14 protein-coding genes, 1 other RNA gene and 7 pseudogenes are annotated in these 23,536 nt (G+C 66.1%); 15 read left to right on the forward strand and 7 right to left on the reverse strand.

What is annotated here, in order from left to right; genetic code table 11:
* Nucleotides 1-121: 121 nt before the first annotated feature.
* Nucleotides 122-197: non-coding RNA, sX9 sRNA (locus XAXN_RS21790), on the reverse strand.
* A 48-nt stretch (nucleotides 198-245) separates the two neighbouring features.
* On the opposite strand from XAXN_RS21790, the pseudogene XAXN_RS15370 reads away from it, so the two are divergent.
* The 3 pseudogenes from XAXN_RS15370 to XAXN_RS15380 all read left to right on the forward strand — a co-directional run.
* Nucleotides 246-1,097 (forward strand): annotated as a pseudogene (locus tag XAXN_RS15370) (LysR substrate-binding domain-containing protein); the annotation flags it as partial.
* A gap of 2 nt (nucleotides 1,098-1,099) precedes the next feature.
* Nucleotides 1,100-2,150, forward strand: a pseudogene (locus tag XAXN_RS15375) (isocitrate dehydrogenase kinase/phosphatase AceK regulatory subunit).
* 60 nt (nucleotides 2,151-2,210) lie between these two features.
* Nucleotides 2,211-3,109: pseudogene (locus XAXN_RS15380) on the forward strand (TonB family protein).
* A gap of 49 nt (nucleotides 3,110-3,158) precedes the next feature.
* Here the strand turns inward: XAXN_RS15380 and rho are convergent.
* Nucleotides 3,159-5,033 carry a transcription termination factor Rho gene (gene rho / locus XAXN_RS15385; protein WP_054320195.1) on the reverse strand — a complete coding sequence of 625 codons (1,875 nt, stop codon included), beginning with the start codon at nucleotides 5,031-5,033 and terminating at the stop codon, nucleotides 3,159-3,161.
* Between the two features lie 220 nt (nucleotides 5,034-5,253).
* Complete coding sequence (gene trxA / locus XAXN_RS15390) at nucleotides 5,254-5,595, reverse strand: thioredoxin TrxA (protein WP_042823983.1); 342 nt, start codon at nucleotides 5,593-5,595, stop codon at nucleotides 5,254-5,256.
* A 198-nt stretch (nucleotides 5,596-5,793) separates the two neighbouring features.
* On the opposite strand from trxA, the gene rhlB reads away from it, so the two are divergent.
* From rhlB to rpoH, 6 genes are all read left to right on the forward strand, one after another.
* Nucleotides 5,794-7,512, forward strand: coding sequence for an ATP-dependent RNA helicase RhlB (gene rhlB / locus XAXN_RS15395; RefSeq protein WP_054320196.1), 1,719 nt, complete (start codon nucleotides 5,794-5,796; stop codon nucleotides 7,510-7,512).
* 64 nt (nucleotides 7,513-7,576) lie between these two features.
* Nucleotides 7,577-8,263 carry a cell division ATP-binding protein FtsE gene (gene ftsE, locus XAXN_RS15400; protein ID WP_003484499.1) on the forward strand — a complete coding sequence of 229 codons (687 nt, stop codon included), beginning with the start codon at nucleotides 7,577-7,579 and terminating at the stop codon, nucleotides 8,261-8,263.
* Entirely contained in the window at nucleotides 8,260-9,210 is a 951-nt protein-coding gene (gene ftsX, locus XAXN_RS15405) for a permease-like cell division protein FtsX (RefSeq protein WP_054320197.1), read from the forward strand. The genes ftsE and ftsX overlap by 4 nt, the downstream gene beginning before the upstream one ends.
* A gap of 8 nt (nucleotides 9,211-9,218) precedes the next feature.
* Complete coding sequence (locus XAXN_RS15410; protein ID WP_054320198.1) at nucleotides 9,219-10,061, forward strand: response regulator; 843 nt, start codon at nucleotides 9,219-9,221, stop codon at nucleotides 10,059-10,061.
* Nucleotides 10,058-10,783, forward strand: coding sequence for a uracil-DNA glycosylase (ung, locus tag XAXN_RS15415; protein WP_054320199.1), 726 nt, complete (start codon nucleotides 10,058-10,060; stop codon nucleotides 10,781-10,783). The genes XAXN_RS15410 and ung overlap by 4 nt, the downstream gene beginning before the upstream one ends.
* A gap of 199 nt (nucleotides 10,784-10,982) precedes the next feature.
* Nucleotides 10,983-11,858 (forward strand): RNA polymerase sigma factor RpoH, encoded by an 876-nt coding sequence (gene rpoH, locus XAXN_RS15420; RefSeq protein ID WP_054320200.1) that lies wholly within the window; start codon nucleotides 10,983-10,985, stop codon nucleotides 11,856-11,858.
* A gap of 401 nt (nucleotides 11,859-12,259) precedes the next feature.
* Here the strand turns inward: rpoH and XAXN_RS15425 are convergent, their stop codons facing one another.
* Both XAXN_RS15425 and XAXN_RS15430 read right to left on the reverse strand, forming a co-directional pair.
* Nucleotides 12,260-12,874: a trimeric intracellular cation channel family protein gene (locus tag XAXN_RS15425; protein WP_054320201.1), complete on the reverse strand. Its 615-nt coding sequence runs from the start codon at nucleotides 12,872-12,874 to the stop codon at nucleotides 12,260-12,262.
* A gap of 52 nt (nucleotides 12,875-12,926) precedes the next feature.
* Nucleotides 12,927-14,218 (reverse strand): annotated as a pseudogene (locus XAXN_RS15430) (NAD(P)/FAD-dependent oxidoreductase).
* Between the two features lie 118 nt (nucleotides 14,219-14,336).
* Between XAXN_RS15430 and XAXN_RS15435 the strand changes: the two are divergent.
* From XAXN_RS15435 to XAXN_RS15445, 3 genes and pseudogenes are all read left to right on the forward strand, one after another.
* Nucleotides 14,337-14,855 carry a hypothetical protein gene (locus tag XAXN_RS15435; protein ID WP_054320202.1) on the forward strand — a complete coding sequence of 173 codons (519 nt, stop codon included), beginning with the start codon at nucleotides 14,337-14,339 and terminating at the stop codon, nucleotides 14,853-14,855.
* A complete protein-coding gene (locus XAXN_RS15440) occupies nucleotides 14,852-15,658 on the forward strand; it encodes an NYN domain-containing protein (RefSeq protein WP_054320203.1) in 807 nt (268 codons plus the stop codon). Before XAXN_RS15435 ends, XAXN_RS15440 begins: the two co-directional genes overlap by 4 nt.
* A 35-nt stretch (nucleotides 15,659-15,693) precedes the next feature.
* Nucleotides 15,694-16,305, forward strand: a pseudogene (locus XAXN_RS15445) (glutathione S-transferase family protein); the annotation flags it as partial.
* A gap of 178 nt (nucleotides 16,306-16,483) precedes the next feature.
* Here XAXN_RS15445 and XAXN_RS15450 read toward each other — a convergent pair.
* Nucleotides 16,484-18,706, reverse strand: coding sequence for a primosomal protein N' (locus XAXN_RS15450; protein ID WP_054320204.1), 2,223 nt, complete (start codon nucleotides 18,704-18,706; stop codon nucleotides 16,484-16,486).
* A gap of 466 nt (nucleotides 18,707-19,172) precedes the next feature.
* Between XAXN_RS15450 and XAXN_RS15455 the strand changes: the two genes are divergently transcribed.
* Together XAXN_RS15455 and XAXN_RS15460 are read left to right on the forward strand one after the other, a co-directional pair.
* Entirely contained in the window at nucleotides 19,173-20,207 is a 1,035-nt protein-coding gene (locus XAXN_RS15455; protein WP_054320205.1) for a hypothetical protein, read from the forward strand.
* The gene (locus XAXN_RS15460; RefSeq protein WP_054320206.1) at nucleotides 20,191-20,793 is read left to right on the forward strand and encodes a DUF3106 domain-containing protein; all 603 of its coding nucleotides are present in this window, start codon (nucleotides 20,191-20,193) and stop codon (nucleotides 20,791-20,793) included. Before XAXN_RS15455 ends, XAXN_RS15460 begins: the two co-directional genes overlap by 17 nt.
* Nucleotides 20,794-20,980: 187 nt before the next feature.
* Here XAXN_RS15460 and XAXN_RS15465 read toward each other — a convergent pair.
* Nucleotides 20,981-21,965: pseudogene (locus tag XAXN_RS15465) on the reverse strand (DUF3667 domain-containing protein).
* Nucleotides 21,966-22,148: 183 nt separating this feature from the next.
* Here XAXN_RS15465 and XAXN_RS15470 point away from each other — a divergent pair.
* Nucleotides 22,149-23,505, forward strand: a pseudogene (locus XAXN_RS15470) (MATE family efflux transporter).
* Nucleotides 23,506-23,536 lie beyond the last annotated feature (31 nt).

The following is a 23,536-nucleotide window of genomic DNA, read 5'->3' on the forward strand; positions in this document are numbered from 1 at the left end:
GCACTAGGTTTAGGGGCTGGGTGGAAGGCCGAAAGACTGCTGGTCACAGGTGTTTGTTTCCCCACGCCAAAACAGATGTCATGAAAAGGCAGGGGAACTGGATCGCGAAGGCATTTAGAGCGGCTAACAAAACGTAGCGAGCAGTCGTCAGGTGGGTGTGGACGGCGCACAGGAACCGGAGTGTACGAGGGGTACATGAGGATTCTGAGCACCGGCCGCGCCCGCCTGGCGGCTGCGCAGTAGTTTTGTTAGCCGCTCTTAGTCACCAGATGCGGGCGCTCGAACAACGGCTGGGGTATCCGCTGCTGCAACGGCATGCGCGCGGCGTCACCGCCACGCCGCAGGGCCAGCAACTGCTCGACCGCATCGCACCGCACCTGGACGTCATCGCCGAGGCATTCGAGCCATTCGGTGCGCGTCGCGAAGACACGCTGACGCTGAGTCTCACGCCGTCAATGGCATCGGCCTGGCTGGTGTCGCGTCTGGGCGAATTTCTGGCCGGTCACCCCACTATCGAAATCAACCTGCTGTCGAGCGAGCGGCTGGTGGATTTCGAGCGCCAGCTGCAGGCGGACGCCGCCATGCGCATCGGTGCCGGGCAATGGCCCGGCGTCATCGCCAAGCCCCTGTTCGAAGAATGGCTGGTGCCGATGGCAAGCCCGGCCCTGATCGCACGCATGGGCGGCATGGAGTCGCCACCGTTCCATTAGTGGCCATTGCTGGGCGACCCGGATGACGCCTGGTCGCGCTGGTTTGCGGCATTTGGCGGAGATGTACCGCGACGCTATGTCGCCGTGCTCGACGAATCAGAGGCACACCACCGCGCCGCCCTGGATGGCGTCGGCGTTGCACTGGGGCGCGTAACGCGTGCGCGTCTGTTGCCGGCGTCCGGCCAACTGGTGGCGTTGTCCACACAGCGGCTCAAGACCAGTTGGTCGCATTACCTGGTGTATCCGCCAAGTTCCAGCAGACATGGCGGGTTTCTCGCGTTTCGCACCTGGCTACAGGGCCAGGCGCGCGAACACGCCGCGCATGCGCAACAGGCGACCGCCACGCCACGCGCCGCACGCCGCCGCAAGCGCTCCGGGACACTGCCGCCATGCGTCATCCACCGTTGCCACCACAATCCGAGCGCCGCGCGCTGGCGATCGCCCAGGCCGTGTATGAAGCGTTCGAGGACTTTCACGCGCGCTTTTCCGAAATCACCGCGCGCGCCAAACAGCGGTTCTAAACACGCGATTGGAGCTGCGCGCGCGAAGACGCAGTGGCCCGCATCGCGCTGTACGACCAATACATCGCCGAATGCATGTTGCGTCTGCGCGCAGTACTGCTGGGTCAGGCGCACGACCGCGTACTGTGGATGCGTGCGCGCGATCATTACGCCGCCTTGCTGAGCGGGCTGATCGATCAGGAGTTGTGCAAGACGTTCTACAACACCCTCACCCGGCGCTACTTCGGTACCCGCGGCGTCGATGCCGATATCGAATTCATCGCCCTGGATATCGAACCGACCGACGCCATCACCGTCCCTGTAGCGCGCCACACCTATGCGGTGTCGCCGGGCCGCTTGACCGACATGCTGGTGCGGGTGCTGGGCGACTACGCGTTCGCCGTCCCGTATGCGCACCGCACCCGCTGCGCGGCTGCCATCGCGGTGCGTCTGCTCGATGACCTGGCGCATTGGGGCGAGCATCCGGTGCGCAGCGTGGAATTGCTGGAGACCGTGTTCTATCGCGAGCGGCGTGCGTATCTGGTCGGACGCGTGTTCGGCGAACACCGCTTTTCGCCATGCGTGATTTCCCGGCGACATGTTGCTGAAGAACTTCGGCATTACCCGCCATCAGCGCGCGGTGTTCTACGACTACGACGAGCTGTGCCTGATCACCGAGTGCAACTTTCGCGATTGGCCGACTCTCACCACCTACGAAGAACAGCTGGCCGCAGAACCCTGGTTCCATGTCGGCCCGCGCGACGTCCTCCCCGAGCGCTTCGCCTTGTTCATGGGCCTGCCCTCCTCGCAACTGGAAGCGGTCAAGCAAATCCACCCCGAGCTCTTCGACCCGCAATGGTGGCGCAACCTGCAGGCCCGGCTGCGCGAAGACGATTACCCGGATACGCCGCCCTACGCGGAGTCGCGCAGGCTTGCCTGACGATTTACGCGTATGCACCAAGCTGGTACAACGAGAACTCAATAAGGACGGAGCGCGGTCATGCAGTGGAAGCAATGCTTGGGTGTGGGGATGTTGCTGGCAATGGCGAGTGTCAGCGGCGTGCAGGCGCGTCCCAGCGCCGCGCAACTGCAGGCACAGATGGAGGCCAGCATGAATGTCGCGGGCGAACTGACGCTGACCCCGGATGGCAGTAAAACTTACCGACGAAGCAACGTTGCCGCCAGTCGTTCGCGACCGCGTCAAACAGTCGATCACGTCCTGGCGCTTTGACCCTGTGAAAGACGACGGAAGCGCCTTGCCAACACAGCTACCGATGAATCTGCTGCTGGTTGCCAAGCCTGGTGCAAACAACACCTATGCGGTATCGATCCGCAGCGCGCATTTCGGCAGCCAGGAGCAAGGTGCGGCCAGCGTCACCGCCAAGGACATGCCGCCGCCGGCCTACCCTGAGCATGCGTTTCGAGAAGGTGCGACCGGGGTGGTCTATCTGCTGCTCAAGATCGGGCGCGATGGCAAGGTCGAGGATCTGGTCGCAGAGCAGGTCAACCTGACCACGCTGGCGCAAGGCGTTTGCCGATGTCGCAATCGCCAAAGCGCGGCGCTGGACATTTGTACCGCCGGCTCAGGGCGCCGAGGCCGATGCGCCGTACTGGGTCATGCGGGTGCCGGTCACGTTCGACATCCAAGCTTGGCCAGGTAATCAGGTCGCTGCGAAGCAGGCCAAAAAATGGCAATCCTATCTGCCGGGCCCGCGACAGCCGGCACCTTGGCACGAGCAGTCCAGTCCGTCAGCAGCGAGCGACAGCCCGGACGCTCTGCCTGGGAGTGGGTTGTTTTCCGCACGCGGAGAAGGTGTTCGCCTGGTCACACCGCTGCAAGGAAGTTCAGAGCAGCTGAGAGACGAGGCAAAGACTGCGCGACAGTCGCCTCACACCTAAGAAAAAGCCCCGCAATGCGGGGCTTTTCGTCTCGATAAACCGACTGAACTCAGCGCTTCATCGAACTGAAGAACTCGTCGTTGGACTTGGTGGTCTTCATCTTGTCCAGCAGGAATTCCATTGCTGCGATTTCGTCCATCGGGTGCAGCAGCTTGCGCAGGATCCAGATCTTCTGCAGCAGCTCCGGCTCGATCAGCAGGTCTTCGCGGCGCGTGCCCGAACGGTTGATGTCGATTGCCGGGTACACGCGCTTTTCGGTGATGCGACGGTTCAGGTGCACTTCGCTGTTGCCGGTGCCCTTGAACTCTTCGTAGATCACCTCGTCCATCTTGCTGCCGGTTTCCACCAGCGCCGTGGCAATGATGGTCAGCGAGCCGCCTTCTTCCACGTTACGCGCGGCGCCGAAGAAGCGCTTCGGACGGTGCAGGGCATTGGCGTCCACACCACCGGTGAGCACCTTGCCGGAGCTGGGCACCACGTTGTTGTAGGCGCGCGCCAGGCGGGTGATGGAGTCGAGCAGGATCACCACGTCCTTCTTGTGCTCGACCAGGCGCTTGGCCCGCTCGATCACCATCTCGGCGACCTGCACGTGACGCGCAGCAGGCTCGTCGAAGGTGGAGGAGATGACTTCGCCGCGCACGGTGCGCTGCATTTCGGTCACTTCTTCCGGGCGCTCGTCGATGAGCAGCACGATCATGTGCACTTCGGGATGATTGGTGGTGATGGCCGTGGCCACCTGCTGCATCATCATCGTCTTACCGGCCTTGGGCGGGGAGACGATCAGCGCACGCTGACCCTTGCCCTGCGGTGCCATCAGATCCAGGATGCGGCCGGTGATGTCTTCGGTGGAGCCATCGCCACGCTCCAGACGGAAGCGGCGCCGCGGGAACAGCGGGGTCAGGTTCTCGAACAGGACCTTGTTCTTGCTCGCTTCCAACGGCTCGCCGTTGATCGTATCGACGATCGACAGCGCGAAATAGCGTTCGCCGTCCTTCGGGAAACGGATGCGGCCGGACAGGTGGTCGCCGGTGCGCAGGTTGAAGCGACGGATCTGGCTGGGCGAAATATAGGTGTCGTCCGGGCCGGCCAAGTAGCTGGCTTCTGCGGCACGCAGGAAACCGAAGCCGTCAGGCAGGATTTCCAGCACGCCGTCGGCGGCAACGCCTTCACCATGACGGGTCAGCACCTTGAGCAGGGCGAAGATCACGTCCTGCTTGCGCGCACGCGCCACGCCTTCCTGGATATTGAGCTGGTCGGCGATATCCAGCAGCTTCTGCGCCGGCATCCGCTTGAGGTCGCTCAGCGAATACACCGGGAAACCTTCCGGCACGGCCGGATGCGGACGCGCGATGAACGGCTCGTTGTTGCCGTCGGACGACGGCATGCCGCCGTCGTTGCCGAAGCGGTCGCGCGGGCCGCGGTCGCGGCGATTGCGGAACCGGTCACGGCGGTTGCCCTGCTGGTTCTGGCCTTGCTGGTTTTGTCCCTGACCCTGACCGCCCTGGCCTTGCTGATTCTGGCCGGCGTTCTGGTTCTGGCCCTGTGCCTGCTGCTGACCTTGGCCCTGATTCTGACCCTGCGTCTGGTTCTGCTGTTGCTGCGCCTGGTTGAAGCGCTGCTGCTGCGACTGGCCGCCGCCCTCGCGGGGCTCGCCATGGCTGTCGCCGCCGTGGTTAGCGCTGGGCGCCTGGCCGGCGTGTGCGGCATCGCTGGACGTCTGCGCCGGTGCCGGATCGGCAGCGCGCGACGGTGCCTGCGGGGCACGGGGTGCGTCGGGTGCTGGACTGGTGGGCAAGGGCAGGTTGGGCTGCTGTGCGCCAGCCTCTTCAGTGGCGGCGGTCTTGCTCACGCGCGGCTTGCGCACGCGCTTCTCGACGGGAGCGTCGACGCTGCTCCCGGTATCGGAGGAAGGATGATCGGACAAGTGCGTGATTCCTCGCTAAGGTGCGAGCGCCCAACTAGGGGGCGAACTGGTGGTAGGTAGATGGGAGTCTAGAAGAGATTCTAGAGGGGTGCGGCGGCGAACGAACGTGTGCCGGACCAACTGACACTATCACCGCCGCGCGTTACCGCGCAAGCGTCTTCCCGGGCACGATTTAACTGCCGACGCATCATCGGGCGCCCATTGCTGGACGCCCGCTTGCTCAGGCGGCCGCGCCACCCAGGGTCTTGTCGATCATCTGGGTCAGCTGGCCCTTGCCGACGGCACCGATCTGGGTCGCCTGCACCTGCCCGTCCTTGAACAGCAACAGCATCGGGATCGAGCGCACGTGGTACTTGATGGCCAGCGCCCGGTTCTGGTCCACATTGACCTTGGCGACCTTGAGGCGGCCCTGATATGTGTCGGCCAGATCGTCCAGCACCGGGGCGATCATCTTGCACGGGCCGCACCACTCGGCCCAGAAATCCACCAGAACCGGTTCGCCGGATTGCAGTACCGATGTATCGAAGTCGGCGTCGCCGACATGTTGAACCTTATCGCTCACCTTGGGTCTCCTGGAAACCAAAACGGCCCACCCGAACGGGCAGGCCGCTACATTGCGCTAAACTGGGGCATTGCGCGACTGAATCAAGTGTCAGTCCTGAAGCCGCGCTGTCCGCCACAACAGCCGCAGTTTGCGACGCTGTCGGCATCGATGCAAGCCGCGCCCGGGCTGCCCAGGGCGCCTCACGAAGACGGAATAATGAGCGACAAACCGCTGACCGATGTGACCTTTTCCTCGTTCGACCTGCATCCTGCTTTGATCGCCGGGCTGGAGAGCGCCGGGTTTACCCGCTGTACCCCGATCCAGGCGCTGACCCTGCCGGTCGCGCTGCCGGGCGGCGATGTCGCCGGGCAGGCCCAGACCGGTACCGGCAAGACCCTGGCGTTCCTGGTTGCTGTGATGAATCGTCTGCTGATCCGCCCGGCGCTGGCCGACCGCAAGCCGGAAGACCCGCGCGCGCTGATCCTGGCGCCGACCCGCGAGCTGGCGATCCAGATCCACAAGGACGCAGTGAAGTTCGGCGCCGACCTTGGCCTGCGCTTTGCGCTGGTTTACGGCGGGGTGGATTACGACAAACAGCGCGAACTGTTGCAGCAGGGTGTGGACGTGATCATCGCCACCCCGGGCCGCCTGATCGACTACGTCAAACAGCACAAAGTGGTGTCGCTGCACGCCTGCGAGATCTGCGTGCTGGACGAAGCCGACCGCATGTTCGACCTGGGCTTCATCAAGGACATCCGTTTCCTGCTGCGGCGCATGCCCGAGCGCGGTACCCGGCAGACGTTGTTGTTCTCGGCCACGCTCAGCCACCGGGTGCTGGAGCTGGCCTACGAGCACATGAACGAGCCGGAAAAGCTCGTCGTCGAAACCGAAAGCATCACCGCCGCGCGGGTGCGCCAGCGCATCTATTTCCCGTCCGACGAAGAGAAGCAGACGCTACTGCTGGGCTTGCTGTCGCGCAGCGAAGGCGCGCGCACCATGGTGTTCGTCAACACCAAGGCGTTCGTGGAGCGCGTGGCGCGCACCCTGGAGCGCCATGGCTACCGGGTCGGCGTGCTGTCGGGCGATGTGCCGCAAAAAAAGCGTGAGTCGCTGCTCAACCGCTTCCAGAAAGGCCAGCTCGAAATTCTGGTCGCCACCGACGTGGCCGCGCGCGGTCTGCATATCGACGGGGTCAAGTACGTCTACAACTACGACCTGCCGTTCGACGCCGAAGACTACGTCCATCGCATCGGCCGCACCGCGCGTCTAGGCGAAGAGGGCGATGCGATCAGCTTCGCCTGCGAACGCTATGCGATGAGCCTGCCGGACATCGAGGCCTACATCGAGCAGAAAATCCCGGTCGAGCCGGTGACCTCCGAACTGCTGACGCCGCTGCCGCGTGCGCCACGCGTGCGGGTGGAAGGCGAAGAGGCCGATGACGACGCTGGCGACAGCGTGGGTACGATCTTCCGCGAAGCGCGCGAGCAGCGTGCCGCCGAAGAACAGCGTCGCGGTGGCGGGCGCGGTGGCCCCGGCGGTGGGTCGCGCAGCGGCAGTGGCGGTGGTCGCCGCGATGGTGCCGGTGCCGATGGCAAGCCGCGTCCGCGTCGCAAGCCGCGGGTGGAAGGGCAAGCGCCTGCAACTGCGGCGTCGACCGAGCATCCGGTGGTTGCTGCAGCAGCGGCGCAGGCACCTTCGGCGGACGTGGCCGATGCCGAGCGCGCACCACGCAAGCGTCGGCGTCGTCGCAACGGTCGTCCGGTCGACGGCGCCGAGCCGGCAGTGGCCTCCACGCCGGTTCCCGCACCTGCCGCACCACGCAAGCCCACCCAGGTGGTTGCCAAGCCGGTGCGTGCCGCCGCCAAGCCGTCGGGCAGCCCCTCGCTGCTCAGCCGCATCGGCCGCCGGCTGCGTTCGCTGGTCTCCGGCAACTGACCATTTGCGGCACTGATCGCATCGTCGCGCGACGCAAGCACTGGCGCTCCGGCATAATCGCTGAATGACCGTTCTGCGTTTCGACAACGTCAGCAAGCATTACGCCGGTGGCCACCAGGCGCTGACCGATGTCAGCTTCGAGGTGGCCGATGGCGAGATGCTGTTCGTGACCGGCCATTCCGGCGCCGGCAAAAGTACCTTGCTCAAATTGATCCACCTCAGCGAACGTCCCAGTCAGGGCGCGGTGCTGCTGGGCGAACGTAACCTGCTCAAGGTACGTGGCCGGCAGATTCCGCTGCATCGGCGTCAGGTGGGTGCGGTCTATCAGGACCACCGTCTGCTCAACGACCGCAGCATCGCCGAGAACGTGGCCTTGCCGCTGATCCTGCGCGGCACCCGGCGTGCCGAGATCGGCAAACGCGTGCGCTCGGCACTGGAGCGCATCGGTCTGGCCCATCGCGAGAAAGCCCTGCCGTCGCAATTGTCTGCCGGCGAGCAGCAACGCGTGGGCATCGCGCGCGCCATCGTCGGCGAACCGCGCCTGTTGGTGGCCGATGAGCCCACCGGCAATCTCGACCCGGCACTGGCAGCGGAAATCATGCAGTTGTTCGCCGAACTCCCGGCCCGTGGCACCAGCGTGCTGGTGGTCAGCCACGACCTGGCGCTGCTCAAGCAGATGCGCAAGCGCGTACTGATCCTGGATCACGGCCGCTTGGTCGACGACATCTCGCCGCAGGACCTGGCCGAATGAGCAAGCCCGCCAATACCGAAACCGTCGCGCCGTCGCGGTTCGGCGTGTGGATCGACCACCATCTTCACAGCATCGCCTTCAGCCTGGGCCGTGCGATGCGCAAGCCGTGGGCGACGTTATTGACCATCGTGGTGATGGCGCTGGCGCTGGCCCTGCCGTTGGGGCTGTCGATCGCGCTGGGCAACGTCAAGCTGCTGGCCGGCAGCGTGCAGCAGTCGCGCGAGATCAATCTGTTTCTGAAGGTCGACGTGGCCGCCGATGCGGCGCAGGCGCTGGCCGGCGAGCTGCGTGCACGCCCGGATGTCGCCAAGGTCACGCTGCGCACGCCGGAGCAGGGCTTGGCCGAGCTGCGCGAGAGCGCCAAGCTCGATGAAGCTGCCGATGCGCTGGGCGACAACCCGCTGCCCACCTTGTTGATCGTCACTCCCGCCGATGCGGCCGACGACGCACAGCTGGCCAGTGCGCTGCAGGCGCTGCCGCAGACCGATCAGGTGCAGCACGACGCGCTGTGGCGCAAGCGCCTGGATGGCTGGTTGCACTTCGGCGAGCGCCTGGTCCAGGTATTGTCTGCCCTGCTCGGGATCGGTGCGGTGCTGGTGGTCGGCAACACCGTGCGGCTGGATATCCAGTCGCGGCGCGAAGAAATCGGCGTGCTGCAGTTGCTCGGTGCCAGCGATGGCTTCATCCGTCGCCCGTTTTTGTATCTGGGCGCATGGTACGGGCTCGGCGCCGGCGCTGTTGCGCTCGCTCTGATCGCCGCTTCGGGCTTTGCATTGCGTGCGCCGTTGGCGACATTGGCCGACAGTTACGGCAGTTCTTTTACCCTGCATGGGCTGGATCTGTTGCATTCTGCGATGGTGCTGGTCGGCACCTTAGTCCTGGGTTGGTTGGGTGCCTGGCTGGTGACCGGCCATTTCCTTCGCCAGACCCGTCCTACCGAGACCTGAGGCCTGCCATGCATCCACCAGATCTCAAACACCTGATCAGCGACACGCCGCGCGTGATGGTGGTCGATGGCTCCAAGTTGGTGCGCAAGCTGATCGCCGACGTGCTCAAGCGCGACCTGCCCAATGTGCAGGTGATCGGCTGTTCCAACATTGCCGAAGCGCGCGAGGCGCTGGAAGCCGGCGCGGTGGATCTGGTGACCACCTCGCTGTCGCTGCCCGATGGCGACGGCCTGACCCTGGCGCGCAGCGTGCGCGAAATCGCCGGGCAGGCCTATGTGCCGGTGATCGTGGTCTCCGGCGATGCGCAGCAGCATCTGGTGGAGCGCCGTTTCACCGAGTACGTCACCGATTATTTCGACAAGGCGCTGGGCCATGAAGCCCTGGCGACCTTCATCCGTGGCTACGTGCAGCCCGAGCCGGTGGTGGGCGCCACCGTGCTCTACATCGAAGACAGCCGCGTGGTGGCCGAGGCGACCAAGCGCATGCTCGAGCGCCAGAGCCTGAAAGTGATGCACGTGCTCACCGCCGAAGATGCCTTTGCGCTGCTCACCGCCGAATCGCTGGGCCGCACCGAGCGCCGCATCGACGTGGTGCTGACCGACGTGACCCTGAAGGGCGAGCTCAACGGTCGCGACGTGGTCGAGCGCATTCGTATCGATTTCGCCTACGGCAAGCGCCGCCTGCCGGTGCTGGTGATGACCGGCGACACCAACCCGCGCAATCAATCCGAATTGCTGCGCGCCGGTGCCAACGATCTGGTGCAGAAACCGATCGAAGAGCGCCTGCTGGTGACCAAGGTGTTGTTCCAGCTGCGCCTGGCACGCCTGGAGGATCAGGCTGTCACGCTATGACTGAAAGGGAAGGACGCATCCAGCTGGAGCCGTCGTGGAAGGCAAAAGTGGGGGACTGGCTGCTGCGCCCGCAGATGCAGGAGCTGTCGGCATTCCTGCGCCAGCGCAAGGCGGCCGGGGCGCGGGTGTTTCCGCCCGGGCCGCAGATCTTCGCCGCCTTCGACGCCACCCCGTTCGAGCAGGTCAAGGTGGTGATCCTGGGCCAGGACCCGTATCACGGCGAAGGCCAGGCGCATGGGCTGTGCTTCTCGGTACTGCCCGGCGTGCCGGTGCCGCCGTCGCTGCTCAACATCTATAAGGAGATCCAGGACGATCTGGGTCTGGCGCGGCCGGATCACGGCTACCTGATGCCCTGGGCGCGCCAGGGCGTGCTGTTGCTCAATGCCGTGCTGACGGTGGAGCAGGGCCGTGCCGGCGCCCACCAGAACAAGGGCTGGGAAGGCTTCACCGATCATGTGGTGGAGACCCTCAACCGTGAACGCGAAGGGCTGGTGTTCCTGCTGTGGGGCAGCTACGCGCAGTCCAAGGGCAAGGTCATCGACCAGGCACGCCACCGGGTCTTGAAGGCGCCGCATCCTTCGCCGTTGTCGGCGCATCGCGGCTTTCTGGGCTGCCAGCATTTCTCCAAGACCAACGACCATTTGCGGCGGTGTGGTCTGAGCCCGATCGACTGGTCGCTGCCGCCGCGCAGCGCGCTGGACACCACTTCCGCCGGCGCCTGAACGACGCTTCCCGCATCCCGTTGCGCAACCAATTTGTCACGGTTTGCACAGGGGGCTTGGTGCTATCGTAAACCTCGGATTTGGGGTGCCGGGCTGTAGAACACCGGTGATGCCAAAAGCTCGAACATTCTATAAATGGAATGCTGGAAACTTTTTCTGTACCCGGCAGTCCAATAGTTCGACTGCTAAGATGGTGCCTATGAACCAGACTACCTCGACTGCCCTTGTGGCAAACAATCTCCCGATTCCCAGTGCGCTCGGTTCGCTGGACGCCTACATCGGTGCCGTGCGCCAGATCCCGGTGCTGTCGGTCGATGAGGAACAGGATCTGGCACGTCGCTTCCGCGACGAGCTGGACCTGGATGCCGCGCGCGAACTGGTCCATTCCCACCTGCGCTTCGTGGTGCACGTGGCCCGCGGCTACAACGGCTACGGCCTGCCGCTAGGCGACCTGATCCAGGAAGGCAATATCGGCCTGATGAAGGCGGTCAAGCGTTTCGACCCGGACATGGGCGTGCGCCTGGTCAGCTTCGCAGTGCACTGGATCCGTGCCGAAATGCACGAGTTCATCCTGAAGAACTGGCGCATCGTCAAGGTCGCCACGACCAAGGCGCAGCGCAAGCTGTTCTTCAACCTGCGCAAGTCCAAGACCCGCCTGGGCTGGCTCAATGCGTCGGAAGTGACGGCGGTTGCCAAGGACCTGAACGTCTCCGAGCGTGAAGTGATGGAGATGGAGTCGCGTCTGTCCAGTCGCGATATCGGTTTCGACGCGTCGTCGGACGAAGACGACGATCACGGTCCGCCGTCGCCGGTGAGCTACCTGGTCGCCAATGAAGAAGACCCTTCGCAGGCGTACGAGCGGCACGACAGCGAAGACAACCAGCTGCAGCTGCTGCGCGAAGGCATGGCTGGCCTGGACGCGCGCTCGCGCGACATCGTCAAGCGCCGCTGGCTGGATTCCGATTCCAAGGTGACGTTGCAGGAACTGGCCGACGAGTACGGCGTGTCGGCCGAGCGCATCCGCCAGATCGAAGCGAATGCGCTGAAGAAGATGAAGGCGCTGTTCGTCGCCTGATCCTGGCGGGCTTGCGCGAGGTGTTGCACAAACGGCCCGGTTTTCCGGGCCGTTTGCTTGTGTGGTATTGGCGAATTTTTGAGCGCTCGGGCGCGTGATCGGTGCCCCGATGCCGTTACGCACATGGGCCTGCGGGTTGACCGGACGCGGCAAAACTGCATCGCGTTGCGCTGACGCAGATCGCCAGCGAGCTGGGATGGCAGTGCGTGCGTTGCGTCACAGCGATCTGTCGCTGTTCGTAGCGGTGACCATGCGCAGCGAGCGGGCGTCGGATCCGGCATACGCGGCGTGCTCGCACTCGCAGCCATGCTCCGCCGGTAAATGCAGGGCTGTGCCTGTGTGACGGCCATGCAGTGTGTGGCTGGTGGTTATTTGATCGCCACGCACGGAGACCGCTTTGGTTACTCCGGCAGGCGCGCGACAGGAAGATGCCAGCCGTAGCGGATGGCCATGAAGCACAGGCCGAAACACACGCCGGCACCGGTCGCCAACGACCAGGCCTGCGGCACATCCAGGAAGTGCCCGATCGCGACCAACCCGCCACCGGCAAGCGCTGCGACCGCATATAGTTCGGCTTGCAGCACCACCGGCGTGCGCGCCACCAGCAGATCGCGCGCGATGCCCCCGCCAATGCCGCTGAGCATGCCCAATAACGTCGCGCTGAGTGGGCTGAGGTGATAGTCCAGCGCCTTGCTGGTGCCGTAGACCGGAAACAGCGCCAGCCCGGCCGCATCGAAGATCTGTACCGGATTGCGCAAGCGCTTCACCGCTGCATGCCAATAGAACCCGGCCACGCCGGCCAGGCAGGCCACCAGCAGATACTGCGGCTGCACCAGCGCGGCCGGCGGGGTGGCACCGATCAGCACATCGCGCACGATGCCGCCGGACACCGCTGCCGCGCAGGAGAGCACCAGCACGCCGAACAGGTCCAGACGGTTGCGCACCGCCACCGTCGCGCCGCTCAGGGCGAACACGAAAGTGCCGAGCAGAATCAGCATGAACAGGACAGTTGCCACGATCGGGTCGTCGAATCAGGCCGCATAGCATCGCGCACGGCCTGCGCCGCTGTCATCCGTCCTCGCTGCTGGGTGGAGGGTCGTCGGTGGCGCCGAAGATGATGCGCGCGGCGCGCTGGTAGCTCCAGTACGCCATCGCCCAGTTCACCAGCACCACGAACCGGTTGCGGAAGCCGATCAAAAAGTACACATGCGCAGCCAGCCAGAACCACCAGGCGACGATGCCGGACAACTTGAGCTTGCCCACATGCACGATGGCGGCCATGCGGCCGATCGTGGCCAGGTTGCCGTAGTCCTGGTAGCGGAACGCCGGTGCGGCCTGGTCGCGCTGCCGCGCCCGGATCGCCTTGGCGATGTGCTTGCCCATCTGCTTGGCGGCCGGTGCCACGCCCGGCACCGGGCGGCCGTCCTGCTGTACCGCCGCCAGATCGCCGCCGACGAAGATCTCTGGGTGGCCCGGCACGCTGAGGTCGGCCTCGACCAGCACGCGGCCGGCACGATCCAGCGGCACGCCCAGCGTACGCGCCAGCGGCGAGGCGGCCACGCCGGCGGCCCACACACCAAGGTGCGTGCCGGCACGAACGTGTCGCCGAGCTGGTAGCCCAATGCATCGATCTGCGTGACCGGTGTGCCGGTGTGCACCTCCACACCCAGACGTTCCAACTGCTTGCGCGCCTTGGCGGTGAGATCCTCCGGAAACGAAGGCAGCACGCGCGGACCGGCTTCGACCAGCCGCACGCGCGCCTGCCGCGGGTCGATGTGGCGGAACTCGTTCTTGAGCGTGTGGCGGGCGATTTCGGCCAGAGTGCCGGCCAGTTCGACGCCGGTGGGCCCGCCGCCGACCACGGCAAAGCTCAGCCAGGCGGCGCGTGCAGCGGGGTCGGATTCGGCTTCTGCGCGCTCGAAAGCCAGCAGCAGCTTGCGCCGCAGCACCAGCGCGTCGTACAGCGTTTTCAGGCCAGGGGCGTGTTCTGCCCATTGGTCGTTGCCGAAATAGGCATGGGTGGCGCCGGTGGCCAGCAGCAGCATGTCGTAGCCGAGCGTGCTGCCATCGGCCAGGACCACCTCGCGGCGGCTTGGTGCGATATCGGTGACATCGCCGAGCCGTACTTCGACATTGCGTTGCTCGCGCAGGATGTGCCGGAGCGGCGCGGCGATGTCCGGTGCCGACAGGCCGGCGGTGGCCACCTGATACAGCAGGGGCTGGAACAGGTGGTGGTTCTGACGGTCGACCAGGGTGATGCGGATGCCGGGGTCGTCGAGCGCGCGGGTCGCCCATAAGCCGGCGAATCCGCCGCCAACCACAACCAGATGCAGCGGAGCTTGGGAGGGGGGAGAGGTCATCGTAAGGTTCGATGGAGTGCGACGCGGGCATATCAGGATGCCGCATCGGCAATGAACATGCCGCGTGAGCGCGGCCCGCCTGCGGCATCATGTCGCATCTCCCGCTTCCGGCCACCCCATGTCGTCGCTCCCGCCGCCGTTGCCGCCGTTGTCGTCTGTGCCGCCCGCTGCACCGCCACCAGCTGCTGTCGTCAAAAAGCCGCTCAGCAGTGTGGCGATCGGGCTGATCGGCGTGGCGACATGTGTGGTGCTGTTGGGGATGTTGGTGCTCGGTGCGCTCATCTGGCTGATGTCGATCGGTTGGTCGTTGTTTGCCGATCAGTCGCGCAGTGCGCTGCAGGCCGATGCCGTGGTGCAGGAACATATCGGGCACATCCGCGACATGCGGGTGGATCTGTATCGCACCAGTCTGGCGCCGGGCAGCGACGCGTTCGTGTTCGATGTGTCAGGCGATCGCGGCAGCGGGCGCGTGCAGGCCACCTGGGTCAGCGACGGTGCCGAACGCGAGATCCTGAGTACGGGCGTGCTCACGCTGCGCGATGGTACCGAGTACACATTGCCGGCCGAGACCGACGTGGAGGAGCGTGACACCGACACTGACTTCAAGACCGAATCTGCCGAAACCCTGGAGCAATGAGCATGATCGACAATCCCGACAAACGCATCGCGCTGCTGATCGATGCGGACAATGCGCCGGCCGGCAAGATCGACGTGGTGCTGGCCGAAGTGGCGCGCTACGGCGTGGCCAACGTGCGCCGCGCCTATGGCAACTGGAAGAGCCCGCATTTGAAAGGCTGGGAGGCGGCATTGCACGACTATGCGATCCGGCCGATCCAGCAATTTGCCTACAGTTCCGGCAAGAACGCCTCGGACATGGCGATGGTGATCGATGCGATGGACCTGTTGTACGCGCGTAATCTGGATGGATTTGCGATCGTCTCCAGCGATGCGGATTTCACGCCGCTGGTGATGCGCCTGCTGACCGACGGCATGAAGGTCTATGGCTTCGGCGAGAAGAAAACACCGGCGCCGTTCGTCAATGCGTGCTCCAAGTTCACCTATGTCGAGGCGCTCGGGCAACAGGCTGCAGCCGCCAGCGAAACGGCTGCCGGTCGCAAGGACGCTACCGCATTACGTAGCGATACGCGTCTGGTCCAAATGCTGCGCAATGCGATCGTCAGCGCCTGCGAAGACGATGGCTGGGCGCTGCTGAGTGCAGTCGGCAAGCAGGTCGCCAACCAGGCCTCGTTCGATCCTCGCAATTATGGCTATCGCAAACTCAGCGATCTGGTACGCGCGATCGGCTTGTTCGAAATCAAGCAGGACGAACAGGCGTTGTGGGTGCGCGACGCGCCCAAGGGTGGCCGCCCCAAACCGGCGCAACCGGCGGCTGCCAAACGCCCGGCGCGCGCGCCGGCCAAACCTGCAGCAGGTGAATGAGCATGACGCAGAACGCCAATGTGCCCGCCGCAGCGATGCCCGCCATCACGATCAGGGGTCGGCGCAATTCCAGCAATGTGCGCAAGGTGTTGTGGTGCGCCGAAGAAGCCGGGGTGGCCTACACCTCGATCGAGGCGGGCGGTGCGTTCGGCGGCAACGACACGCCGGCCTATCGCGCCTTGAATCCGAACGGCGTGGTGCCGACCTTGCAGGATGGCGCGCTGGTGCTATGGGAATCCAATGCGATCGTGCGCTATCTGGCCGCGCAATATGCGCTGGCGTTGTATCCATATTCGCCGGCCGAGCGCGCGCTGGGCGACCGCTGGATGGATTGGACCACCTCCACCTTCGCCGGTGTGTTTCGCGATCTGTTCTGGGGCGTTGTGCGCACGCCGGAGGCCGAGCGCGATCACGCACGCATCGCTGCGGCGTTGACCCAGTCGGGCGAGTTGCTCGCACGTGCCGATGCGGCATTGGCGCAGCAGCCGTACCTGTCCGGCGAGCAGTTCGCGATGGGCGATATTCCGCTGGGCAGCTTCATCTACGCGTGGTTCGAAATGCCGATCAAGCGCCCCGCATTGCCGCATCTGCAGGCGTGGTATGCGCGCCTGCGTGCGCGGCCGGCGTACCAGCGTGCAGTGATGACTTGCCCTGACCTAAAGCGACTCACAAAACGTGCTGAGTCGTCGCCGTTAGCAGCGCACTTGTGCACGAGGGAATTGCCGGTAACGCCCCATCGTGCGCAAGCGCGCTCCTACGAAACATGACGCGTCTCCGCGAAAACGTGCGTCCGGCTGCAGCCGCCCGTATTCGATACGCCTTGCGCTAATACAAGTCGATCGGATCCACATCCAGCGACCAGCGCACACGGCGAGCTTGCGGTAGCGCATAGATCGCCGGCAGTTGGGTGTCGAGCAGGCGATGCAATGCCGAGCGTTGTTGCGCAGACAACAGCAACTGCGTGCGCTGGAAACCGGCGCGGCGCGGCATCGGGGCCGGCATCGGGCCGTAGCATTCCACCGCGGCAAACGCCGGTGATTGCGCGCCGGGGTCGGCGCTGGTCAAACCGCGCACCGCCAGCAGGAACTGATTGGCTGCGGCCACATCCTTGGCTTCGGCGCGGAACAAGGCCAGGTGCGCGAAGGGCGGGAATCCGGCGGCTTCCCGCTGCTGCAGTTCGGCGTCGGCAAAGGCGTGGTAGCCGCCATTGACCAGGGTCTGCAGCAACCGGTGTTCGGGGTGATGGGTCTGCAACCAGACCTCGCCCAGCCGGTCGGCACGCCCGGCGCGTCCGGCCACTTGGATCAACTGCTGGGCCAGTTTTTCGGCGGCGCGGAAGTCGGCCGAGAACAGGCCTTCGTCGATGCCGACCACCACCACCATGGTCAGCCGTGGCAGGTCGTGGCCTTTGGCCAGGATCTGCGTGCCGACCAGGATGCCGGCCTCGCTGCCGAGCCGGGCAAGCTGGGTTTCCAGCGCATCGCGGCGCTGGGTGGTACTGCGGTCGATGCGCACCACCGGGAAATCCGGGAAGGCCTCGGTCAGGCGTTCTTCCAGCCGCTCGGTACCGATGCCCTGCGGCTGCAGCGTCAGGCTGGCGCAGGCTGGGCAGGCCAGCGGTGCGGGTTGGCGTGCGCCGCAATGGTGGCACTGCAGGCGCCGGCCGCCTGCGTGCACGGTCATCGGGGTCTGGTGCAGCGGCGTGCTGCAGCGCTGGCAGGCGGCGGTCCAGCCGCAGTCGTGGCACAGCAGCACCGGTGCATAGCCGCGGCGGTTCTTGAACACCAGAACCTGTTCGCCACGCGCCAGGGTGGCGCCGATAACGGCCAGCACCTCCGGCGACAGGCCGTCCTTGAGCGGGCGCTTGCGCACATCGAGCACGCGCACGCGCGGCGGGCGCGCGTCGCCGGCACGTCGCGACAGGCGCAGATGCCGGTAGCGGCCGGAATAGGCGTTGTGCAGGCTTTCCAGCGATGGCGTTGCGCTGCCCAGGATCACCGGCACATCCAGCGCCTTGCCGCGTACCAGGGCGAAATCGCGTGCGTGATAGCGGATGCCGTCCTGCTGCTTGTAGCTGCCGTCATGCTCTTCATCGATCACGATCAGGCCGGCGTTGGGCAGCGGGGTGAACACCGCCGAGCGGGTGCCGACGATCAACTTGGCCTCGCCGCGCCAGGCCGCGGCCCAGACCCGTGCGCGTTCGTCATCGGAGAGCCCCGAGTGCAGCGCGTGCACCGGCACCCCCAGGCGCGCGCGGAAACGGCCCAGCGTCTGCGGGGTCAACCCGATCTCCGGCACCAGCACCAACGCCTGTTTGCCGGCAGCCAGGCAATCGGCGATCGCCTGCAGGTAGACCTCGGTCTTGCCGCTGCCGGTCACGCCGTCGAGCAGGTAGGTGGCAAAGCCGCTGTGCGCACGGATCGCGGCAGCGGCGGCCTGTTGTTCGTCGTTGAGCGGCGGGCCGCTGCCGGGGCGCGGCGCAATCGTGTCGGCTGGCACCGCCACGCGTTCGGCATAGGCGCGCTTGGCCAGGCTGCGCGCGGCCTGCCGCCACTGCGGCAGCAGCGGGTCCAGCTGCTCTTCGCCCACTGCCCCGGTCAGCAGCAACGCCGCCAGCAGCGCAGGGCGGCTGCCTGCGCGCAGGCTGGCGGCACCGCTGCGGCCGGCTTCGGTCAGCTGCCAGGCCCAGGCGTGGGTGTCGGCCAGCGGCTCGCCACGGCGCAGGGGGCCGGGCAGGGCGCTGGCCTGGGCCTCGCCGAGCGGGGCGTGGGTGTAGCGGGCCAGCCACTGCAGCGAGCGGGCCAGTTCATCGACGAGCAGCGGGGCCTGGTCGCACCACGCCAGTGCCGGGCGCAAGCCGTCGGCCGCGGGCAGTTGCCCGATCTCCACCACGACCCCAACCAACTCGCGCGGCCCGAACGGCACCCGCACCCGGCAGCCGACCCGTGCCGGGTCGGTCAGCGGTGTGTCGGCCGGAGGCAGATAGTCGAACAACTGGGGCAGCGGCACCGGCAAGGTGACGCGCAGGGTGGCAACGGTCGAAGACATCCGACCAGTCTACCCACCCTGTCCAGAGGCCGGCAGCCGACCCGCACCGGCCCCGATCCACGCCAAGGCAGCAGCCGAGTCTCTGTGACGGAAGTGATAAATACGACGTAAACCTATGTGAGGGCTAAGGAAACGGGTTTATCCACACCGGCTGTGGATAAACCTGTGAATTAGTGTGGTGCTCCACGCTGTGATGATGGATTCACCAGCCTCTGCATCCTCTTGGACATTTTTTAGCCAACATACATAAGTCAATAAATTTCAATCACTTAGGCGTGAAACACGATTGCAACAAAGAAAAACAACAGTTGACAGATGCCTGCGTATCGGTATGTCTGCCGCTGTGCACAACCCACGTCGACGGCAGGCACGGCCGGCGTGAAGGCGGTGCGGGGCCGGGCCGATCTGTCAAGCCATCGGCGGGGGCAATCGCGTCGGTATCATGCCGGCCGATGCTGGAGTTCTCATGACCGTAGTCCCCGACGCCCCCGTGACACCCGCCGCGCTATCTACCTTCTTGCGTGGTGTGGAACGCCGGGGTCTGGTGCTCGCACAATTGCAGTGCGGCGACGTGACCGCCGCCGAGCGCGCCCTTGCAGCGGCCCTGCGCGCCTTCAGCAGCCAGGCGGCAGGTCGGCCGATGGCAGGCTGGCCGATGCGCTTCTGGAGCCTGCTGGCCACCGCGCCACCGCTGCGGCGCGAGCCGATGCCGGGCACCTGGCTGCCCCCATTCACCGCCTTGGGCCGGATGCAGACTGCCGACCGCCTGGCGCTGCTGCTGCGCATCGTGGCCGGGCTGGAAGAAGAGGTGGCCAGCGAAATGCAAGGCGTCGACGCGGCGGACTACCGGCAAGCGCTGGCGCGTGCCTGCCCGCGCGATGCCGCCGGCAACCCGGATGCACAAGCCTGGCGGGCCCTGGCAGAGGCGGCGCAAGTGGAACTGCGCGACCTGAGCCCGGCCCAGTTGACCCGGCTGGGCCAGCTCCGCGATTCGTCCCTGGCCGGAATGCCGCTGCAGACTGCCGCGCCGGCCCAGCCAGCATCGGCGCCGCGCCGTCCGGCCGCCGCGCGCGCGCGCGCCCGGCGGCAATGGCAGTGGCCGCAGTTGGAACGCCGCCATGCCGGCATGGCGCTGGGCGTGCTGGCGGTGGTACTGCTGCTGGCGGCGCTGGGCTGGTGGTGGACCCACCGCCGGCCCGCGCTTCCTTCCGAGCCCGTCTCGCAGGCGCCTGCCGGCGTGCTGCACGTCACCGACGCGGCGGGGGTGCTGGTGGAAGAACTCCCGGCGGCCGACCTGCCGGATGCAGTGGCCGCGCGGGGCCTGGATCCGCGCGACCAGGCGATGCTGGCCGACCCGGATCTGGAGCTGGCCCGCGCTGCGGACTTCTATGCGTGGTATGCCGCCGGCCACCCGGTGCCGGTCGATGAATCCGGCGTGCATGCCACCGCGGCCGAGCAGCCTTCCGCCCCTCTGGAAACGGTCGATGATGAAACCAACTAACTGGTGCGGCCTGCTGCTCTGCGTGATGGCCGCCGTCGCCGGTGCGCAGCGCTTGCCGAGGCCGCTGGAAGAATCCGCCGCTGCGCCGGCCGCGTCCACGTCGGCTGCCGCAGCGCCGAATACATCCCCAAGCGCCGCGCAGCAACGCGCACGCTGGGCGGCGATGACGCCTGCGCAGCAAGCCGATCTGCGCGCCCGCTACGCCGCCTGGAAGGGGCTCACTGCCACCGACCGCGTGGTGTTGCGCCAGGCACGCGAGCGGCTGCAGGCCTTGCCAGAGGATCAGCAACGCGCGTTGCGCACCCAGTTCGGCGCGATGGACCGTCTGCATCGCGACGGCTGGCGCCTGGGCTCGCAGGTGGGGGCGTTCTATGCCCAGTTGCAGCCGTTGATCGGCTACGTGCAGCCTTCCCAGCGCGAGGCCATGCTGGGCGCGCTGCGCAGCCTGGACGCCGGCCAGCTGGAGCAACTGGCGGTGCTGGCACAGCGCACCCCGCCCCAGGAGCGCGACGGCTTGCGCGAGGCCTTCCTGGCCGAAGCACCGGCCACCCGCAGCGCCTGGTTGAAGCGCCAGCTGGCGCGTTGATCGCTCGCATCATCGCTTCGTCGCCGTCGGCGCGCGCAATGCCTTTTTAGTGTCGCGCCGGTCACATCGGTTCAAGCGGCTGCTTCTTTACACACTGCCGCTCCAGACGCGCCGCACCCAGGTCCGGCACCGCTGCGTCGCGCTGCAATACGGCTGTTCTCGCGCAACCGTTTGCGCAGTCATCGCGTCAAAGACGCGCCAGACTCGCCACCATCAACAGCGCCGCAGCTACCGTCACCAACACCAGATACACTCCGCTCAGGCCGATGTACTGGAGCACGGTGACCGGCCAGGACTGCGCGTACACGCGCCGCTGCATCCACAGCAGATACACCGCATCCAGAGCGTCAGCCCGAACTGCACGACTCCGATACTCCAGGTGATCGGGCTGGCGACGTGCGCCGGCGCATCGCTGAGCAGCGACAACAGCAGCTGCGTCAGCAGGGTCAGGCACAGGAAGGCGCGGCTGTACAACGCCACCACCAGATGCTCCAGATACACCTGCCCGCTGCGCACGTAGAACACCTGCAACAGCAGCGCAAACAGCGGCACCAGCACCAGCAATGCAGACGGTACCGCACGCGCGATGCCGGCGTCCACGCTGTCGCGTGCGATGCCGGTCGGCACGGCCGTGCGTGTCTGCGTCAGCGTGTCGACCAATTGCCTGCGTAGCGCTTCTACCCGCGCCGGCGTGCGTGCATGCGCGAAATCCTGGGGAGCCGTGGCCTGGCTGGTGTCGGGGGCCGGTGCGATCTCGCTGTCTGCGTCTGAGGCATGCACGGCGATGCGCGCGATGAAGAACGTCAACAGGTTCAGTACCAGGAACAGCCGCATCGGCGCCACGTAACGCACGCGTTGGCCGCCCAGGAAGCGCTGCGCCAAGCATCCGGGCACCAGCAGATCGCGCAGGGTACGGAAGATGTGCCCATCCAGATGCTAGAACGATTCGAAGACTTCTTCTACTGCGTGGGCGACGCTGCGCACCGGGTTGTGCGCGCTTTGCCCGCAGGCGTGGCAGTACGCCCCATGCAAGGCAGTCGCACAGTTTTCGCAGGCCTTGGGATGGTGCGCGGTCGACTGCAGTGACATGGGCCAGGTCCGGTTGGCGAGTCAAGGAGGGCGCGTTGCCGTCGAGCTGATCCCGAAAGAACGGCGTTGGCGCACGCGTGCAACGGTATTACGCGCCGGCCCGGTTGCAGCAGCCTGCGCGTTTTGCCCGCGCGCGGTCGCGCAGCGGGCTCTACCCAGCTGCGCGGCAAGGCCGCAGTCGGAAAGTAGGCGTAAGATAGCCGGCCCGCGCGACCCGGTGCCAGCGCCTCCCGGCACGGCCGTAGTCCGCGCAGCGATCGGTTGTCATGTCTGTTTCTTCTGCACCCGCGTCCGCGACGCCAGGCTTCGCCTCGGAAGTGCGCACCACTGGCCTGCTTGCATTGCCACTGGTGCTCGGCCACGTTTCCGCCGGCCTGATCGGTTTTGTCGATAACGTTATCGCCGGCCACCACGGCACCGCCACGCTGGCTGCGGTCACCATCGGCACCTCGCTGCTGTGGCTGCCGATGCTGGTGCCGATTGGCACCTTGATCTCGTTGACTGCCTCGGTCTCGCAACTGCTCGGCGCCGGCCGCGAGCGCGAGATCGGGCCGCTGTTCCGACAGGCGCTGTGGCTGTCGCTGGGGCTGAGTGCGCTGATGTTCGTGTTCCTGAGCGTGGTGCCGCCGTTGCTGCCGACCTTCGGGATTGCGCCGGACATCGTGCCCGGCGCCACCGAATTCCTGCACGCCGTGCGCTGGGGCGTGCCGGCGCTGACCTTCTACTTCTGCATGCGCTACCTCAGCGAGGGCATGCACTGGACGCTGCCGACCATGCTGCTGGGCTTTGGCGGCCTGCTGGTCCTGGCACCGCTGGGCTATGCGCTGACCTATGGCAAGTTCGGCTTCGCCGAGCACGGTGCCGCAGGGCTGGGCATGGCCTCGGCCATCACCATGTGGGTGCAGGCGAGTGTGTTTGCGCTGTATCTGTGGCGCGCGTGGCGGTTTGCGCATCTGCAATTGTTCGCCCAGCTGGAAGGGCCGCGCTGGCGCGCCATCGCCGAGTTGCTACGCACCGGCTTGCCGATCGGCATCACCGTGCTGATGGAAGGCGGGTTGTTCATCGTCACGGCGTTGTTGATCGGCCGGCTGGGCTCCACCGAAGCGGCCGCGCACCAGATTGCGATCAACGTCGCGCAGCTGTGTTTCATGATCCCGATGGGCGTGGCCGAGGCCACCACCGTGCGCGTGGGTCACGCAGTGGGCCGCGGCGATCCGCTGGCGATGCGGCGTGCGGCCTGGGCCGGCTATGCCATCGTGCTGGGCACGCAGGCGTTGTCGGCCAGCGCGCTTTTGCTGGGCCACGATGCCATCGTCGGCGTCTATACCGACGACGTGGCCGTGGCCGCGCTGGCGTCGGTGTTGCTGCTGTTTGCCGCCACATTCCAGTTTCCCGACGGCATCCAGGTGCTGTCGGCCGGCGCACTACGCGGGCTCAAGGACACCCGCGTGCCGATGTTCCTGGCGATGTTTTCGTACTGGGGCGTGGGCATGCCGATCGGCGCCGGGCTCGGCCTGGGGCTGGGCTGGGGACCGAATCCTGGGCCTGACGGTGGCGTCGATCCTGATGGGGTGGCGCTTCCGCCAGACCAGCTGGCGGCTGACCGCTACCGTGACACCCTGACTTCCAGCGCATGCCGCGCGCGCTGCGCAGC

Source organism: Xanthomonas axonopodis (genome assembly GCF_001304695.1).
Classification (GTDB): Bacteria; Pseudomonadota; Gammaproteobacteria; order Xanthomonadales; family Xanthomonadaceae; genus Xanthomonas; species Xanthomonas axonopodis.